At 43.2% G+C, this 16,331-nt stretch carries 14 protein-coding genes; 9 read left to right on the top strand and 5 right to left on the bottom strand.

The features are described from left to right. Positions 1-65 precede the first annotated feature (65 nt). The 7 genes from pnp (at position 66) to K4Z77_RS03360 (ending at position 7,729) form a co-directional block, all read left to right on the top strand. Positions 66-2,279 carry a polyribonucleotide nucleotidyltransferase gene (gene pnp, locus K4Z77_RS03390; RefSeq protein WP_224218438.1) on the top strand — a complete coding sequence of 738 codons (2,214 nt, stop codon included), beginning with the start codon at positions 66-68 and terminating at the stop codon, positions 2,277-2,279. A 15-nt stretch (positions 2,280-2,294) separates the two neighbouring features. After that, positions 2,295-2,912 carry a serine O-acetyltransferase gene (gene cysE / locus K4Z77_RS03385; protein WP_049550743.1) on the top strand — a complete coding sequence of 206 codons (618 nt, stop codon included), beginning with the start codon at positions 2,295-2,297 and terminating at the stop codon, positions 2,910-2,912. An 11-nt stretch (positions 2,913-2,923) separates the two neighbouring features. Beyond that, positions 2,924-3,808: a GNAT family N-acetyltransferase gene (locus K4Z77_RS03380; protein WP_049550744.1), complete on the top strand. Its 885-nt coding sequence runs from the start codon at positions 2,924-2,926 to the stop codon at positions 3,806-3,808. A gap of 82 nt (positions 3,809-3,890) precedes the next feature. Next, on the top strand, positions 3,891-5,234 hold the full coding sequence (cysS, locus tag K4Z77_RS03375) for a cysteine--tRNA ligase (protein WP_224218437.1): 1,344 nt from the start codon (positions 3,891-3,893) through the stop codon (positions 5,232-5,234). Beyond that, complete coding sequence (locus K4Z77_RS03370; RefSeq protein WP_000567927.1) at positions 5,227-5,613, top strand: Mini-ribonuclease 3; 387 nt, start codon at positions 5,227-5,229, stop codon at positions 5,611-5,613. Before cysS ends, K4Z77_RS03370 begins: the two co-directional genes overlap by 8 nt. A 3-nt stretch (positions 5,614-5,616) precedes the next feature. Further along, positions 5,617-6,486: a helix-turn-helix domain-containing protein gene (locus K4Z77_RS03365; RefSeq protein ID WP_101776477.1), complete on the top strand. Its 870-nt coding sequence runs from the start codon at positions 5,617-5,619 to the stop codon at positions 6,484-6,486. 112 nt (positions 6,487-6,598) lie between these two features. Beyond that, on the top strand, positions 6,599-7,729 hold the full coding sequence (locus K4Z77_RS03360; protein ID WP_000229953.1) for an ABC transporter ATP-binding protein: 1,131 nt from the start codon (positions 6,599-6,601) through the stop codon (positions 7,727-7,729). A gap of 95 nt (positions 7,730-7,824) precedes the next feature. Here the strand turns inward: K4Z77_RS03360 and K4Z77_RS03355 are convergent, their stop codons facing one another. The 5 genes from K4Z77_RS03355 to K4Z77_RS03335 form a co-directional block, all read right to left on the bottom strand. Beyond that, complete coding sequence (locus K4Z77_RS03355) at positions 7,825-9,015, bottom strand: ferredoxin reductase family protein (RefSeq protein WP_224218436.1); 1,191 nt, start codon at positions 9,013-9,015, stop codon at positions 7,825-7,827. Positions 9,016-9,160: 145 nt separating this feature from the next. Next, a complete protein-coding gene (locus K4Z77_RS03350; protein WP_000443889.1) occupies positions 9,161-9,820 on the bottom strand; it encodes an amino acid ABC transporter permease in 660 nt (219 codons plus the stop codon). Positions 9,821-9,829: 9 nt separating this feature from the next. Next, a complete protein-coding gene (locus K4Z77_RS03345; protein WP_000131137.1) occupies positions 9,830-10,507 on the bottom strand; it encodes an amino acid ABC transporter permease in 678 nt (225 codons plus the stop codon). 12 nt (positions 10,508-10,519) lie between these two features. After that, a complete protein-coding gene (locus K4Z77_RS03340; protein WP_080978017.1) occupies positions 10,520-11,314 on the bottom strand; it encodes a transporter substrate-binding domain-containing protein in 795 nt (264 codons plus the stop codon). A 10-nt stretch (positions 11,315-11,324) separates the two neighbouring features. After that, positions 11,325-12,083, bottom strand: a complete 759-nt coding sequence (locus K4Z77_RS03335; protein ID WP_001229569.1) for an amino acid ABC transporter ATP-binding protein — start codon at positions 12,081-12,083, stop codon at positions 11,325-11,327. A gap of 176 nt (positions 12,084-12,259) precedes the next feature. On the opposite strand from K4Z77_RS03335, the gene recJ reads away from it, so the two are divergent. Further along, entirely contained in the window at positions 12,260-14,482 is a 2,223-nt protein-coding gene (gene recJ / locus K4Z77_RS03330; RefSeq protein ID WP_224218435.1) for a single-stranded-DNA-specific exonuclease RecJ, read from the top strand. A gap of 170 nt (positions 14,483-14,652) precedes the next feature. After that, positions 14,653-16,314: a ribonuclease J gene (locus K4Z77_RS03325; RefSeq protein WP_101784458.1), complete on the top strand. Its 1,662-nt coding sequence runs from the start codon at positions 14,653-14,655 to the stop codon at positions 16,312-16,314. The last annotated feature ends 17 nt before the right edge of the window (positions 16,315-16,331 follow it).

Genomic DNA, 16,331 nt, shown 5'->3' with positions numbered 1-16,331 from the left:
ACGCCCTTTGTATCTTGATTTTTGTAGGCAAGACGTATAATATTATCAATCCAAAGGGGATTAAAATGACAAAACAAGTGTTTCAAACGACTTTTGCGGGTCGTGAGTTAATTGTAGAGACTGGTCAGGTTGCTAAGCAAGCGAATGGCGCAGTTGTCGTACGTTACGGTGAGTCAACTGTCTTGACTGCGGCCGTGATGTCTAAGAAAATGGCAACTGGGGATTTCTTCCCTCTTCAAGTCAACTACGAAGAAAAAATGTATGCAGCTGGGAAGTTTCCTGGTGGCTTTATGAAACGTGAAGGACGTCCTTCAACAGATGCGACTTTGACAGCGCGTTTGATTGACCGTCCAATCCGTCCTATGTTTGCGGAAGGTTTCCGTAACGAAGTCCAAGTCATCAACACCGTGCTTTCTTATGATGAAAATGCTTCTGCACCAATGGCTGCTATGTTTGGTTCATCCTTGGCACTTTCCATTTCAGATATTCCATTTGACGGTCCAATTGCTGGGGTACAGGTGGGTTATGTAGATGGTCAAATCATCATCAATCCAAGTCAAGAACAAGCAGAGCAATCTCTCCTTGAATTGACAGTAGCTGGTACCAAACACGCCATCAACATGGTAGAATCTGGTGCTAAAGAATTGTCAGAAGAAATCATGTTGGAAGCCCTTCTTAAAGGGCACGAAGCAGTTAAAGAATTGATTGCCTTCCAAGAAGAAATCGTTGCCGCAGTTGGTAAGGAAAAAGCAGAAGTGGAATTGCTTCATGTTGACGCTGACTTGCAGGCTGAAATCATCGCAGCCTACAACAGCGACCTTCAAAAAGCGGTTCAAGTAGAAGAAAAATTGGCTCGTGAAGCTGCAACTCAAGCAGTCAAAGACCAAGTAACTGCTGTTTACGAAGAAAAATATGCGAACCACGAAGAATTTGACCGTATCATGCGTGATGTGGCTGAAATTTTGGAACAAATGGAACACGCTGAAGTGCGTCGTTTGATCACAGAAGACAAGGTTCGTCCTGATGGTCGTAAGGTCGATGAAATTCGTCCTTTGGATGCGGTTGTCGACTTCCTTCCTCGTGTGCACGGTTCAGGTCTCTTTACTCGTGGGCAAACTCAAGCCCTTTCAGTTTTGACCTTGGCTCCAATGGGGGAAACTCAAATCATCGATGGTTTGGACCCAGAGTACAAGAAACGCTTTATGCACCACTATAACTTCCCACAATACTCTGTAGGGGAAACAGGTCGTTACGGTGCACCAGGTCGTCGTGAAATCGGTCACGGTGCTCTTGGTGAGCGTGCTCTTGCTCAAGTCTTGCCAAGTTTGGAAGACTTCCCATACGCTATCCGTCTGGTAGCAGAAGTCTTGGAATCAAATGGTTCTTCATCTCAAGCTTCTATCTGTGCGGGAACTCTTGCCCTTATGGCTGGTGGTGTGCCAATCAAGGCTCCAGTAGCTGGTATTGCCATGGGACTTATCTCAGATGGAAACAACTACACTGTATTAACCGATATCCAAGGTTTGGAAGATCACTTTGGAGACATGGACTTCAAGGTTGCAGGTACTCGTGACGGTATTACAGCCCTTCAAATGGATATCAAAATTCAAGGAATCACTGCAGAAATCTTGACTGAAGCACTTGCTCAAGCCAAGAAAGCGCGTTTTGAAATCCTTGATGTGATTGAAGCAACCATTCCAGAAGTTCGTCCAGAATTGGCTCCAACTGCTCCGAAAATTGATACCATCAAGATTGATGTGGACAAGATTAAGATTGTCATCGGTAAAGGTGGAGAAACTATCGACAAGATTATCGCTGAAACAGGCGTTAAGATTGATATCGATGAAGAAGGAAATGTGTCTATCTACTCTAGCGACCAAGATGCTATTAACCGTGCCAAAGAAATCATTGCTGGTTTAGTCCGTGAAGCCAAAGTGGATGAAGTTTACCGTGCTAAAGTCGTTCGTATCGAGAAATTTGGTGCCTTTGTTAACCTCTTTGATAAGACAGATGCCCTTGTTCATATCTCTGAGATGGCTTGGACGCGTACCAATAATGTCGAAGACTTGGTAGCAATCGGGGATGAAGTTGATGTTAAGGTTATCAAGATTGATGAAAAAGGACGTGTGGATGCTTCTATGAAAGCCCTTCTTCCTCGTCCTCCAAAACCTGAACGTGATGAAAAAGGTGAAAAGTCTGAGCGTCCTCACCGACCACGTCATCACAAGGACCACAAACCTAAGAAAGAATTTACAGAAACACCAAAAGATTCAGAATAAGAAAAGGAGAAATGTATGGGATGGTGGCGCGAAACCATTGATATCGTAAAAGAAAATGATCCAGCGGCCCGCACCACTTTGGAGGTTTTGCTGACTTATCCAGGTGTCAAGGCCTTGGCGGCCCACCGTCTTTCGCATTTTCTCTGGAAGCATGGCTTCAAACTCTTGGCTCGTATGCACAGTCAGTTTTGGCGCTTTTGGACTCAGATTGAGATTCATCCAGGTGCCCATATCGAATCAGGTGTCTTTATCGACCACGGATCTGGCCTGGTGATTGGGGAAACAGCGATTGTTGAAAAAGGTGTTCTCCTTTACCACGGAGTAACTCTTGGTGGAACTGGTAAGGATGTTGGCAAACGCCATCCGACCGTGCGAAAGGGAGCTCTCATATCCGCTCATGCTCAAGTTATCGGACCTGTAGAAATCGGTGAAAATGCCAAGGTCGGTGCTGCAGCAGTTGTTGTAGCAGACGTACCTAGTGATGTGACGGTTGTCGGAATTCCAGCTAAGATTGTCCGAGTGCATGGACAAAAGGATGAGCCAGTCATTCACGAAGTCGAAGAAAAACGAGAGTACTATGTCAATAAACTCGAACAGGCCAAAGAAGCCAGTCACAGATCGTCTGGGTTGTAGAGGATACCTATATGATTCAAGCAAGAAACAAGTTAAGCCAAGAGGAGCTATCTGAGGCGAAAAAACTAATTAACTGTTGCCAAAACTATGACGGTACCTATTGTGATCCCTATCTTTCTAACATGCTTAATTTTGACCCAAACATGCCCGCCTTTTTCCTTTATTATGAAAAAGGCGAACTTGTTGGTCTCTTAACTGTCTATGCAGATGATCAAGATGTGGAAGTGACGATACTGGTTCATCCAGCTCATCGCCGTCAGGGGATTGCGCGTGCATTGTTTACTAGTTTTGAGAGAGAAACGGCTTCTTTCCCTATTCGTTCAGTTACTTTACAGACAGAACGTATTTTTCTAGACCGTTATCCTGATTTTGTCATCAATTGGGGATTGGTCGAAGACGAGGATACAGAAACCTGGTTAGGTAAGGATAGAAGACCTTATCCGTTAGCAACTGTTTCCAATCTTGAAGTTTTGTTAGCAGATCGTTCTTATCAGGATCAAATTAGTCAGTTAAAATTTAAGGCATTCTCAGAGGAACATGAGTCTAGAGAGATTGTGGATAGATATGTCGCTGAAGCTCTGAAGGATCCAGAAAGTCGCTTATATATTTTGTTAAAAGATGGTCAGGTTATTGGAACTTGCACGATTGATTTATCGAGCGATACGAATTACTTCTACGGTTTAGCAATATCGGAACCTGAACGTGGAAAAGGCTATGGAAGCTATTTAGCAAAATCCCTTGTCAACCAACTAATTGAGCAAAATGATAAGGAATTTCAGATTGCCGTGGAAGATAGCAATGTAGGTGCCAAACGTTTGTATGAAAAAATTGGCTTTGTCAAACAGACTCAGGTGGTTTATCTGAATGAGAAAGGAGCAAGGGATTCCGAAGTGTAGAGAGATTCGGACTGAAATTCAATTGAACTCTTAGTGATGAAATTAACTGTTCTTGGATTTTGGCTTTCCTGACTATTATTTTATGATTAAAATCTATGACACCATGTCTCGTGATTTGCGAGAATTTGTCCCGATTGAGGATGGCAAAGTCAAGATGTATGTTTGTGGGCCAACCGTGTATAACTATATCCACGTGGGGAATGCTCGTTCGACGGTGGCTTTTGATACCATTCGTCGCTATTTTGAGTATCGTGGGTACGAGGTTGCCTATATTTCCAATTTTACGGATGTGGATGATAAGATTATCAACCGTGCCAAGGAAGAAGGTATCACGCCTCAGGAGGTTGCGGACAAGTACATCGCTGCCTTTCGTGAGGATGTGACGACCTTGGGCGTCAAACCTGCGACTCGCCATCCTCGTGTGGTGGAGTTTATGGCTGACATCATCCGCTTTGTGGAAGACTTGATTGAAAAAGGTTTTGCTTATGAGAGCCAAGGAGATGTCTATTTCCGTGTGGAAAAATCTCATAACTATGCCAAGTTGGCCAATAAAACCTTGGAAGACTTGGAGCTAGGTGCTTCAGGTCGTACCGATGAAGAAACGGCACGTAAGGAAAATCCTGTAGACTTTGCCCTCTGGAAAGCTGCCAAGCCAGGCGAGATTTCTTGGGATAGTCCTTGGGGGTCTGGTCGTCCGGGCTGGCATATTGAGTGTTCGGTCATGTCAACAGAGATTTTAGGTGATACCATTGATATTCACGGTGGTGGAGCCGACCTAGAGTTTCCACACCACACCAATGAAATTGCCCAGTCTGAAGCTAAAACAGGCAAGACTTTTGCTAACTACTGGATGCATAATGGCTTTGTTAATATCGATAATGTCAAGATGTCCAAGTCTTTGGGGAACTTTATCACAGTGCACGATGCCCTCAAAACCCTCGATGGGCAAGTGATTCGTTTCTTCTTTGCGACTCAACACTACCGCAAGCCAATCAACTTTACGGAAAAAGCAGTGCGAGACGCTGAGACCAATCTCAAGTATCTGAAAAACACTTATGAGCAACCATTTACAGGAAAAGTGGATGTCAAAGAGTTACAAGCTTTTAAAGACAAGTTTGTAGCAGCTATGGATGAGGATTTCAACTCTGCCAATGGTATCACAGTTGTCTTTGAAATGGCTAAGTGGATCAACTCTGGCAACTATAATGCAGCGGTTAAGAAAGCTCTTGCGGATATGTTGGAAGTCTTTGGGATTGTCTTTGTTGAGGAAGTTTTGGATGTAGAGATTGAAGACTTGATCCAAAAACGTCAAGAAGCGCGTGCTAATCGTGACTTTGCCATAGCGGACCAAATCCGTGACCAATTGGCAGAACAAGGGATTAAGCTACTTGACACCAAGGATGGAGTGAGGTGGACACGTGATTGATGTCAATCTCATTAACGGGATTGCGTTAGCTTTTGAGGGGGACGCGGTGTATTCCATGTATATTCGCCGTCACCTCATCCTCAAAGGCATGACCAAGCCCAATAAACTTCACCAAGAGGCGACCAAGTATGTCTCAGCCAAGGCTCAGGCTCGCCTGATTTCCCTTATGTTAGAGGAGCAAGTCCTGACGGAAAAAGAAGAAGAAATCTACAAACGTGGTCGTAATACCAATAGCCACACCAAGGCCAAAAATGCCGATGTGGTGACTTACCGTATGTCCACAGGTTTTGAAGCCGTGATGGGCTATCTCCATATGACTGAAAATCTGGAACGTCTTGAGAGCTTGATTTCGTGGTGCATCCAAAAAGTGGAGGGCTAGGACATGATGGCAAAAGAACTACAAGACTGGTTTCCTGAGGCTCAGATTTCAGACCAACCAGTAGAGAAAGAGGGTTATCTAACTCTTCCTTTAGCTTCTCAGCAGTGGATTTTGCTGGAGGAAGCTGGGCTCAGCGAGCGTGAGAAGCAGTTGATTTCTCTTTTGACCCAGCAGGAGCAGGCTCGTTCGCTCAATCCTTGGTATTCTTTTTTGATTGAGGGGAAGGGCCAGGCACCGCAAGCTTTTAAAAAGATTCAGCTTGTTTATTGCCATCTTTCCTATTTTCAGCAGGAAAATCTAGCTTCTTGGCTAGATATGATGCGGACCCTTTTTCCTAACTGTCAGACGGTGCTTCAGGTCGGAGCTCAGGATTATGTTTTCGTGCTGCAACAAGATAAGTACACTTCTGTACGAGCTATTTTAAGTGATACGATTGAAGCGGTTGAGTATGACTTTGGACTTCGTCTGTCAATCATGTTGGGTCAGGTTTGGTCTCAGACAGGCCATCAAGCCCTATCAGACTTAATCAAAGCTGAGCGCGATTTGTTCAAGACTTGGTGGCGTCAGGGTCATCAAGGTGTTCATACTTTTTCTCAGCTCTATCTTTGGAGTATGGGAGAAAGACTCGTGGACTTGAAGGCAATCAAGGAATGCCTGCACCAGATGATTTTGGATCAGGACCAGATTCAGGAAATCATCCTTTCACTGTGGGAAAACAGTGCAGTCCTGACAAAAACAGCTCAACAACTCTATCTGCACCGCAATTCTCTCCAATACAAGATTGATAAATGGGAAGAATTGACAGGGCTACAATTGAAGGAATTGACAGATCTTACCCTGTGTTATCAGTTGATTTTACCAGATATTTTATAAAGTTTTGTGCAAGTTGCACAGAACTTTTTTATTTTTTTGGTCACCTTGCCATAGAAATGTAAAGCGTTTTCATCTATAATAAAACTATCAAAAGACAAAAGGAGTTCACCTCATGGTAGAATTGAATCTTAAAAATATTTACAAAAAATATCCAAACAGCGAACACTACTCAGTTGAAGACTTCAACTTGGACATCAAAGACAAAGAGTTCATCGTTTTCGTAGGACCTTCAGGATGTGGTAAATCAACTACTCTCCGTATGATTGCAGGTCTTGAAGACATCACAGAAGGTACTGCATCTATCGATGGCGTGGTTGTCAACGACGTAGCTCCAAAAGACCGTGACATCGCCATGGTATTCCAAAACTACGCTCTTTACCCACACATGACTGTTTATGACAACATGGCTTTCGGTTTGAAATTGCGTAAATACAGCAAGGAAGATATCGACAAACGTGTACAAGAAGCAGCTGAAATCCTTGGATTGAAAGAGTTCTTGGAACGTAAACCTGCTGACCTTTCTGGTGGTCAACGTCAACGTGTTGCCATGGGTCGTGCGATTGTCCGCGATGCAAAAGTGTTCTTGATGGACGAACCTTTGTCAAACTTGGATGCTAAACTTCGTGTATCAATGCGTGCTGAAATTGCGAAAATCCACCGCCGTATCGGAGCTACAACTATCTACGTAACTCACGACCAAACAGAAGCGATGACACTTGCAGACCGTATCGTTATCATGTCAGCAACTAAGAACCCTGCTGGTACAGGTACTATCGGACGTGTAGAACAAATCGGTACTCCTCAAGAAGTTTACAAAAACCCAGTTAACAAATTCGTTGCAGGATTTATCGGAAGCCCAGCAATGAACTTCATCAACGTGAAATTGGTTGGTAGCGAAATTGTTTCAGATGGTTTCCGCTTGAAAGTGCCAGAAGGAGCATTGAAAGTTCTTCGTGAAAAAGGCTACGAAGGTAAAGAATTGATCTTCGGTATTCGTCCAGAAGACGTGAATGCAGAACCTGCTTTCCTTGAAACATTCCCAGAATCAGTTGTAAAAGCTACTATCTCAGTATCAGAATTGCTTGGTTCAGAATCTCACCTTTACTGCCAAGTTGGTAAAGACGAATTTGTTGCCAAAGTGGATGCTCGTGACTACTTGCAAACAGGTGCAACAGTTGAGCTTGGATTTGACTTGAACAAAGCCCACTTCTTCGATGTAGAAACTGAAAGAACAGTTTACTAAGATAAATGAAACTCAAAACACTGCTAGAAATCTGGCAGTGTTTTTTGCGGTTGAGTAGAAAAAACTCCTGGGACATTCCAGGAGAGTATGAGTAATTATTTGAACTTGAATCCTTCATAAATAAGCTCTACTTTTGGATTTTGTTTCTTAATCTGTTTGGAGAGTGACTTCATCATAGAAAGAGGACCACACATATAGACGCTTGCATGTTCGGGTACTTCTTCTTGATCAAAATTAAGATAGCCATCTTTCCTACTGTCGACTAGATGGAGTTCAAAATTAGGATTTTTCTGAGCATAGTCACGGAGCAAATCTAGGTAGACTGCATTTTCTTCTCCATGGAAGCTATAGTAGAAGTGAACCTGTTTATCTAAAATAGGATGTTCACGGATGTAAGAGATAAAGGGGGTAATCCCAATGCCTCCAGCAATCCAAACCTGATTTTCTCGTCCTTCTTTTATGATCATGTGTCCGTAAGCTCTATCTACGCTTACTTTGCTACCGACTTGAAGATTGTCATAGATATTCTTGGTATGGTCGCCTGAATTTTTAACAGTAAAGTAAAGAGTTTGACCATGACCTCCTGAGATAGAAAAGGGATGCGGAGCACTTTCAAAGCCTTCTTGGAAAATCTTTAGGAAGGCAAATTGTCCTGCTTGATAGTTGAAAGGTCTGCTAAGATGGATTTGAATTTCTCTAGTATCGTGATTTAATCGTTTGAGATTGGTAATTTTCCCTAGATAGGGGAAACCAATCTTTTGATATAGAAAAATGATATAAAAACCAGCTAGCAAGCCTAAAAGGGCATAGCTACCAACAAGAAAACTTAGAAGATTAAATGTAAGGAGACGATTGCCCATCATCATGTAGACGTGAAAGACTCCAAAAATATAGGCTAGATAAACCAGACGGTGAATCCAGCGCCAAGCTTCGTATTGGATGTATTTGCCTAAATAGGCGACAAGGATGATACTGACAAAGATATAGAGAGCAAGATTGCCAAACTGAGCGGCTAAGCGAGAGCCCCACAAACCGCCCATACTAAAGTTATGAAAGATTAGTAGGATGATGGAGAGAAAGGCTGTAAATTTGTGTACGGTGTAGACCTTCTCCAAACCGTGAAACCAGTTTTCTAGTAGTGGGAGACGAGTGGCTAGGATAAAAGTCAGAGATAGGCTTGTTAAAGCTAGTCCTGGAATCATGAATTGGGGAGAAGTGTTCATCCAAGTCAAAATAGTCAAGGCAAAACTAGCTATGATAAAGAGTAGTCCTTTGAGTGATTTCATAAAAAATTCCATTTCATTTAGATTTGATTTGTTGTAAATAAATTTGTTACATTTTATCATAGAAAAAGTATGGTGTCAAATTGAGGTCTATAAATATGCTCTACTCTCATCAAAAAACTCTCCAATTGAACTGGAGAGTGATTGTTTATTCTGCAGCTTGTTGCCAACGTTTTGCTAGCATATGAGACAGGCTAGAAATTGCTAGGTTAAAGCTGAAGTAGATAAGGGCAATCAGGATATAAAGACTGAAAACCTGCTCTGGTTCGAAATAACGGCCCATGAGAATTTGGCTGGCTCCAAAGAGTTCTTGTAGGGCGATAACAGAGTAGAGCAGGCTGGTATCCTTAATCACGGTCACAAACTGAGAAATGATGGCTGGCAGCATTTTACGGATTGCTTGTGGGAGAATGATGTGGTAGAGGATTTGGGCTGAAGTAAATCCTTGTGACATTCCTGCTTCGTACTGTCCCTTGTCTACGGCATTGAGACCACCTCGAATAATCTCAGCTAGGGCCGCTGAGGTAAAGAGGGTAAAGGCAGTGATTCCTGCTGGTGTGGATTTCATCTTGAACACTAAAAAGATAGTGAAAATCCAGAGGAGGTTGGGAACGTTACGCACAAACTCGATGTAAATGCTGGAGATGATTCGCAAGACAGGATTTTTGCCATTTCTCATGACAGCTAGCACCGTTCCGATGAGGGTAGAGAGGACGATGGCAATTAGAGAAATATAGAGGGTCAAGCCAAATCCTTTAAAGATAAAGACTAGGTTATCTGGGGTCAAAACTTCTAAAATGGATTCCATAGTAACCTCCTAAAGCGAATAGGCTTTTTTGTTTGCTTGCTCCATCTTGCGACCAAACTGGGCAACAGGGAAGCATAGAGAGAAGTAGAGCAGGGCAGCGCCTAAAAAGGCTGGAATGTAGTTTCCGTTAAGTGCCGACCAAGACTTGGTCACAAACATCAAGTCCACTCCAGAGATGATAGCGACTGTCGAGGTGTTTTTGATGAGGTTAACAATTTGGTTGGTCAAAGGAGGGAGAATGATACGGAAGGCCTGAGGCAAGATAATTAAGCGCATGGCACTGATATAGGTAAATCCTTGCGACAAGGCAGCCTCCATCTGACCGCTAGGGATGGACTGAATTCCTGAACGAATAACCTCAGCAATATAAGCGCCGTGATAGAGCCCTACGCAGAGTACAGCTGTCCAATAAATTGGAATCATGATGATATGATCACTGATAAGAGGTAGGCCATAAAAAACGATAACAAACTGCACCAAGAGGGGAGTGTTTTGGTAAAATTCCACAAATATGCGAGCTAAGATTCGCAAAATTGGACGTTTGCTGGTTGACATGGCTCCAAAGAAGATGCCTAAAACCATGGCTAGGATAAAGGATCCGATAGCTAGGGCAAGGGTGAAGAGGAAACCATTGAAAAATTGTCCAAAATCCTGAAAATAGGCAGTCCAAGATGATAAATCTGTCATGATGTGTCCTCCTTAATCTGCGGTATGGCTAGATGGTTTGAGCTTGTAACGGTCATAAAGTTTCTGCAAACTACCATCTTTGCTCCATTTAGTAACCAAGTTATCAAGATAATTGTTTAGCTCTGTATTTGATTTCTTGGTAACGATACCGTAGTCAGATGGCTTGAAACTATCATCTAGTAGTACTGTACGCTTGCTGATGTAGCCAGACAGAATCGAGCGGTCAACGGAAAAGGCATCTATACGATGAGCGTGCAGGGAAGTAATCAATTCTGGGTAGGAACCAAGTTCGACGAATTTAAACTTCAGACCTTTCTTTTTACCCAGTTCAGTAATCAGGCGTTGGGTGATGGAACCTTGGGCGACTCCGATGGTTTTGCCATTTAGGTCCTCAATCTTTTTGATTTTGGCAGATTTATTGACCAAAAATCCAGATGCGTCTGTGTAGTAGGGACTGGTAAAGTTGTAGAGTTTTTTGCGTTCGTCTGTGATGGTAAAGGTCGCGATATCCATATCGACCTGTTCATTGTCTAGAAGGGGTCCACGGGTTTGTGCGGTAACAGGCACATAGCGAACTTTGACCTTGAGCTCATCTGCTACCATTTTGGCCAAGTCGGTTTCGATACCAGAATAGGTCCCTGTCTTGGGATCCTTATAGCCAAAGTTGGGAACGTCTTGTTTGACACCGACAACTAGTTCGCCTCTCTTTTGAATATCTGCGACACTGGTATCAGCCTGAACTGGTTTTGCAGCAGCAAGGCCGAAAAGGCTAATCAATAATGCTGATAAAAAGAATTTCTTTTTCATAGGCGCCTCCTTATTTGACTTTGTCACTTTCGTGGTTGATAATTTTACTGAGGAATTGTTGAGCACGAGGTTCGCTTGGATTGTCGAAAAAGTCATCAACATCTGTCGTATCCACTAAAACTTCTCCGTCAGCCATAAAGATGATGCGGTCGGCAACTTCACGGGCAAAGCCCATTTCATGGGTCACGACAATCATATTCATACCATCGTGGGCTAATTTTTGCATAACTGCCAGAACATCGCCGATGGTTTCAGGATCAAGAGCAGATGTTGGCTCATCAAAGAGGAGGAGTTCCGGATGCATAGCGAGTCCACGTGCGATGGCAATTCGTTGTTTTTGTCCACCGGATAGCATGGCTGGATAAGAATCTTTTTTGTCCCACATATTTACAAATTCTAGATATTTTTGGGCTGTTTTTTCAGCTTCTTTTTTATCAATTCCTAGAACTTTTATGGGTGCGAGTGTTACGTTTTCTAACACTGTTTTGTGAGGGTAAAGGTTAAAATGCTGGAAAACCATGCCGACTTCCTTGCGAAGAGGAACCAAATCTTTCTGGCTGGCACCAGCAACTTGGTGCCCATTTACTAGAAGACTTCCTTTGTCTACAGCCTCCAAACCATTAATGGTGCGGATAAGAGTGGATTTTCCAGAACCAGATGGTCCGAGTAGGACAACGACTTGTCCTTTTTCAAAACGGAGATTGATGTCGCGGAGTGCGTGGTAGTCTCCGTAATATTTTTCGACGTGTTCAAATTCTACTAAAGCCATAAGGAATCTCCTTTGTGTTAGATTTTATAACATGATTCTACACCAAAAAAATTGCCTTGTCAAATCATATCTGAAAAAATTCACTAAAATTTTATAAAAAAGCAATCTGGATAGAGAAAAAGCCTAAATCATGTTATAATGAAGCAATAGAATTCTTAGAAAGAGTGGATGTCTTTTTGATAACACCTACTTATGAATGGCAGTTTGCCCCGCAGGTAGAAGATGCGGATTTTACAAAGATAGCCAAGAAGGCTGGACTGGGTCCTGAGGTGGCTCGGTTATTATTTGAGAGAGGGATTCAGAAGCAAGAAAGTTTGAAGAAGTTTTTAGAACCTTCCTTGGAGGACTTGCATGATCCTTATCTGCTCCATGATATGGACAAGGCAGTGGAACGGATTCGTCAGGCCATTGAAGAAGGGGAAAATATTCTCGTCTATGGAGATTACGATGCGGATGGCATGACTTCGGTTTCTATTGTGAAGGAAAGTTTGGAACAGCTTGGTGCTGAGTGCCGTGTTTACTTGCCCAATCGTTTTACAGACGGTTATGGACCTAATGCCAGTGTCTATAAGTACTTCATCGAGCAAGAAGGAATTTCCTTGATTGTGACAGTGGATAATGGAGTTGCTGGTCACGAGGCTATTGAACTGGCTCAGTCGATGGGGGTCGATGTCATTGTGACTGACCACCATTCTATGCCTGAAACCTTACCAGATGCCTATGCTATTGTCCATCCTGAGCATCCAGATGCGGACTATCCTTTTAAATATTTGGCTGGCTGCGGAGTGGCCTTCAAGTTAGCTTGTGCCCTGTTAGAAGAAGTTCAAGTGGAACTGCTTGATTTGGTCGCTATTGGTACCATTGCAGATATGGTTAGTTTGACGGATGAAAACCGCATTTTGGTTCAATACGGCCTGGAAATGTTGGGGCATACTCAACGAATTGGTCTACAAGAAATGATGGATATGGCTGGGATTGCTGCCAACGAAGTGACAGAAGAGACAGTTGGTTTCCAGATTGCCCCTCGTTTGAATGCCTTGGGGCGCTTGGATGATCCTAATCCAGCCATTGATTTGCTTACTGGCTTTGATGATGAGGAAGCGCATGAGATTGCCCTCATGATTCATCAGAAAAACGAAGAGCGCAAGGAGATCGTCCAGTCTATCTATGAAGAAGCTAAGACCATGGTGGACCCTGAGAAGAAGGTCCAAGTCTTGGCCAAGGAAGGTTGGAATCCTGGGGTTCTAGGAATCGTGGCTGGTCGTTTGCTGGAAGAACTAGGGCAGACAGTCATCGTTCTTAATATAGAAGACGGTCGTGCCAAGGGTAGTGCTCGTAGTGTGGAAGCGGTCGATATTTTTGAGGCTCTGGATCCTCATCGAGATCTTTTTATCGCCTTTGGTGGCCATGCTGGTGCAGCTGGCATGACGCTGGAAGTTGAGAAACTTTCAGATTTATCTCAGGTTTTGGAAGACTATGTCCGTGAAAAAGGCGCAGATGCTGCTGGCAAGAATAAGTTAAACCTCGATGAAGAGTTGGATTTGGAGACTTTGAGTCTTGAAACAGTCAAGAATTTTGAACGTTTAGCTCCCTTTGGAATGGACAATCAGAAACCAGTCTTTTATATTAAGGATTTTCAGGTTGAAAGTGCCCGTACCATGGGGGCAGGCAATGCCCATCTCAAGCTGAAAATCTCTAAGGGGGAAGCGAGTTTTGAAGTGGTAGCCTTCGGTCAAGGCAGATGGGCGACAGAGTTTTCTCAAACCAAGAATCTAGAGCTGGCAGTCAAATTGTCTGTCAACCAATGGAATGGCCAAACTGCCCTGCAATTGATGATGGTGGATGCGCGTGTGGAGGGTGTTCAACTTTTTAACATCCGTGGGAAGAATGCAGTCTTGCCAGAAGGGGTTCCAGTCTTGGATTTTGCTGGGGAATTGCCAAATCTGGCGGATAGTGAAGCTGTTGTCGTACAAACCATTCCTGAAGATATTACTCAGCTGAAGACCATTTTTCAGGAACAGAATTTCTCTGCTGTCTATTTCAAAAATGACATTTACAAGGCCTATTATCTAACAGGCTATGGGACTAGAGAGCAGTTTGCTAAATTGTACAAGACCATCTACCAGTTTCCAGAGTTTGATATTCGCTATAAGCTCAAGGATTTAGCGACTTATCTCAATATCCAACAAATCTTGCTGGTCAAGATGATTCAAGTGTTTGAAGAACTAGGCTTTGTGATGATCAAAGATGGTGTCATGACGGTCAATAAAGAGGCACCAAAGCGGGAAATTGGAGAAAGTCAGATTTACCAAAATCTCAAACAAACCGTCAAGGACCAAGAAATGATGGCGCTGGGTACCGTGCAAGAAATTTATGACTTTTTAATGGAAAAAGAATAGCAGATAGGAAAGAGTTGGGAAACCAGCTCTTTTTTGAAAACAAATCTTCATTTTGAAAATCATCAAAAAAATGGTATAATGGTAGGAAAAGATTCGGCTAAAAGTAGTGCTTTTAGAATAAAAGGGCAAGTAACCCTATAATCAAAATAAATTAAGCTTTCGGAGGAAAAATGAGTAATATCAGTTTAACAACACTTGGTGGTGTACGTGAAAATGGGAAAAATATGTATATCGCTGAAATCGATGGGTCTATTTTCGTTTTGGATGCAGGTCTAAAATATCCTGAAAATGAACAACTAGGGGTGGATGTGGTCATTCCCAATATGGACTACCTTTTTGAAAATAGCGACCGTATCGCTGGGGTTTTCTTGACCCACGGACATGCCGATGCCATCGGCGCGCTGCCTTATCTCTTGGCTGAAGCTAAGGTACCTGTATTTGGTTCTGAGTTGACTATTGAGTTGGCCAAGCTCTTTGTCAAAGGAAATGACGCAGTTAAGAAATTCAATGATTTTCATGTCATTGATGAGGATACGGAGATTGATTTTGGAGGGACTGTAGTTTCCTTCTTCCGTACGACCCACTCTATCCCAGAAAGTTTGGGTGTTGTCTTGAAGACAGCTGAAGGTAGTATCGTTTATACAGGTGACTTCAAATTTGACCAGACAGCTAGTGAATCCTATGCGACAGACTTCGCTCGTTTGGCAGAAATCGGTCGTGATGGAGTTCTGGCTCTTCTTAGCGATTCAGCCAATGCGGACAGTAATATCCAAGTGGCTAGCGAAAGTGAGGTTGGGGACGAAATCACTCAAACCATTTCTGATTGGGATGGACGTATTATCGTTGCAGCAGTAGCTAGCAACCTCTCTCGTATTCAGCAGGTGTTTGACGCTGCGGATGCAACAGGCCGTCGTGTGGTCTTGACAGGATTTGATATTGAAAATATCGTCCGCACTGCTATTCGCCTCAAGAAATTGTCTTTAGCTAACGAAAGTCTTTTGATTAAGCCAAAAGATATGTCTCGCTTTGAAGACCATGAGTTGATTATCCTTGAGACAGGTCGTATGGGTGAGCCTATCAATGGTCTTCGCAAGATGTCGATTGGTCGCCACCGTTATGTGGAAATCAAGGACGGTGATTTGGTCTATATCGTAACCACTCCGTCTATCGCCAAGGAAGCGGTCGTTGCGCGTGTGGAAAACATGATTTACCAAGCTGGTGGGGTTGTCAAACTGATCACTCAAAGCTTGCGTGTGTCAGGCCACGGAAATGCGCGTGATTTGCAGTTGATGATCAATCTCTTGCAACCCAAGTATCTCTTCCCAATTCAAGGGGAATACCGTGAGTTGGATGCCCATGCTAAGGCTGCTATGGCAGTTGGTATGTTGCCAGAACGCATTTTTATTCCTAAAAAGGGAACCAGCATGGCTTATGAGAATGGAGACTTTGTCCCAGCTGGAGCGGTTTCAGCAGGGGATGTCTTGATTGATGGAAATGCCATTGGTGATGTTGGTAATGTGGTTCTTCGTGACCGTAAGGTCTTGTCAGAGGATGGTATTTTCATCGTCGCAATTACCGTTAACCGTCGTGAGAAGAAAATTGTGGCTAAGGCTCGTGTTCACACGCGTGGATTCGTTTATCTCAAGAAGAGCCGTGATATTCTCCGTGAAAGTTCAGAATTGATTAACCAGACGGTAGAAGACTATCTTCAAGGAGATGACTTTGACTGGGCAGATCTTAAAGGGAAGGTTCGTGATAATCTGACCAAGTATCTCTTTGACCAAACCAAACGTCGTCCAGCTATTTTACCAGTGGTGATGGAAGCGAAATAATCTTTGAAATAAACAGA

This window comes from Streptococcus mitis subsp. hohhotensis, assembly GCF_020089495.2.
In the GTDB taxonomy this organism is placed as follows: Bacteria; Bacillota; Bacilli; order Lactobacillales; family Streptococcaceae; genus Streptococcus; species Streptococcus hohhotensis.
The sequence above is the reverse complement of the archived record's forward strand: the minus strand, read 5'-3'. Positions and strand labels throughout refer to the sequence as shown.

Bases quoted from the DNA above. Each gene is read 5' to 3' on its own strand.
- pnp (WP_224218438.1), top strand. From the start codon at position 66: ATGACAAAACAAGTGTTTCAAACGACTTTTGCGGGTCGTGAGTTAATT.
- cysE (WP_049550743.1), top strand. From the start codon at position 2,295: ATGGGATGGTGGCGCGAAACCATTGATATCGTAAAAGAAAATGATCCA.
- K4Z77_RS03380 (WP_049550744.1), top strand. From the start codon at position 2,924: ATGATTCAAGCAAGAAACAAGTTAAGCCAAGAGGAGCTATCTGAGGCG.
- cysS (WP_224218437.1), top strand. From the start codon at position 3,891: ATGATTAAAATCTATGACACCATGTCTCGTGATTTGCGAGAATTTGTC.
- K4Z77_RS03365 (WP_101776477.1), top strand. From the start codon at position 5,617: ATGATGGCAAAAGAACTACAAGACTGGTTTCCTGAGGCTCAGATTTCA.
- K4Z77_RS03360 (WP_000229953.1), top strand. From the start codon at position 6,599: ATGGTAGAATTGAATCTTAAAAATATTTACAAAAAATATCCAAACAGC.
- K4Z77_RS03355 (WP_224218436.1), bottom strand. From the start codon at position 9,015: ATGAAATCACTCAAAGGACTACTCTTTATCATAGCTAGTTTTGCCTTG.
- K4Z77_RS03350 (WP_000443889.1), bottom strand. From the start codon at position 9,820: ATGGAATCCATTTTAGAAGTTTTGACCCCAGATAACCTAGTCTTTATC.
- K4Z77_RS03345 (WP_000131137.1), bottom strand. From the start codon at position 10,507: ATGACAGATTTATCATCTTGGACTGCCTATTTTCAGGATTTTGGACAA.
- K4Z77_RS03340 (WP_080978017.1), bottom strand. From the start codon at position 11,314: ATGAAAAAGAAATTCTTTTTATCAGCATTATTGATTAGCCTTTTCGGC.
- K4Z77_RS03335 (WP_001229569.1), bottom strand. From the start codon at position 12,083: ATGGCTTTAGTAGAATTTGAACACGTCGAAAAATATTACGGAGACTAC.
- K4Z77_RS03325 (WP_101784458.1), top strand. From the start codon at position 14,653: ATGAGTAATATCAGTTTAACAACACTTGGTGGTGTACGTGAAAATGGG.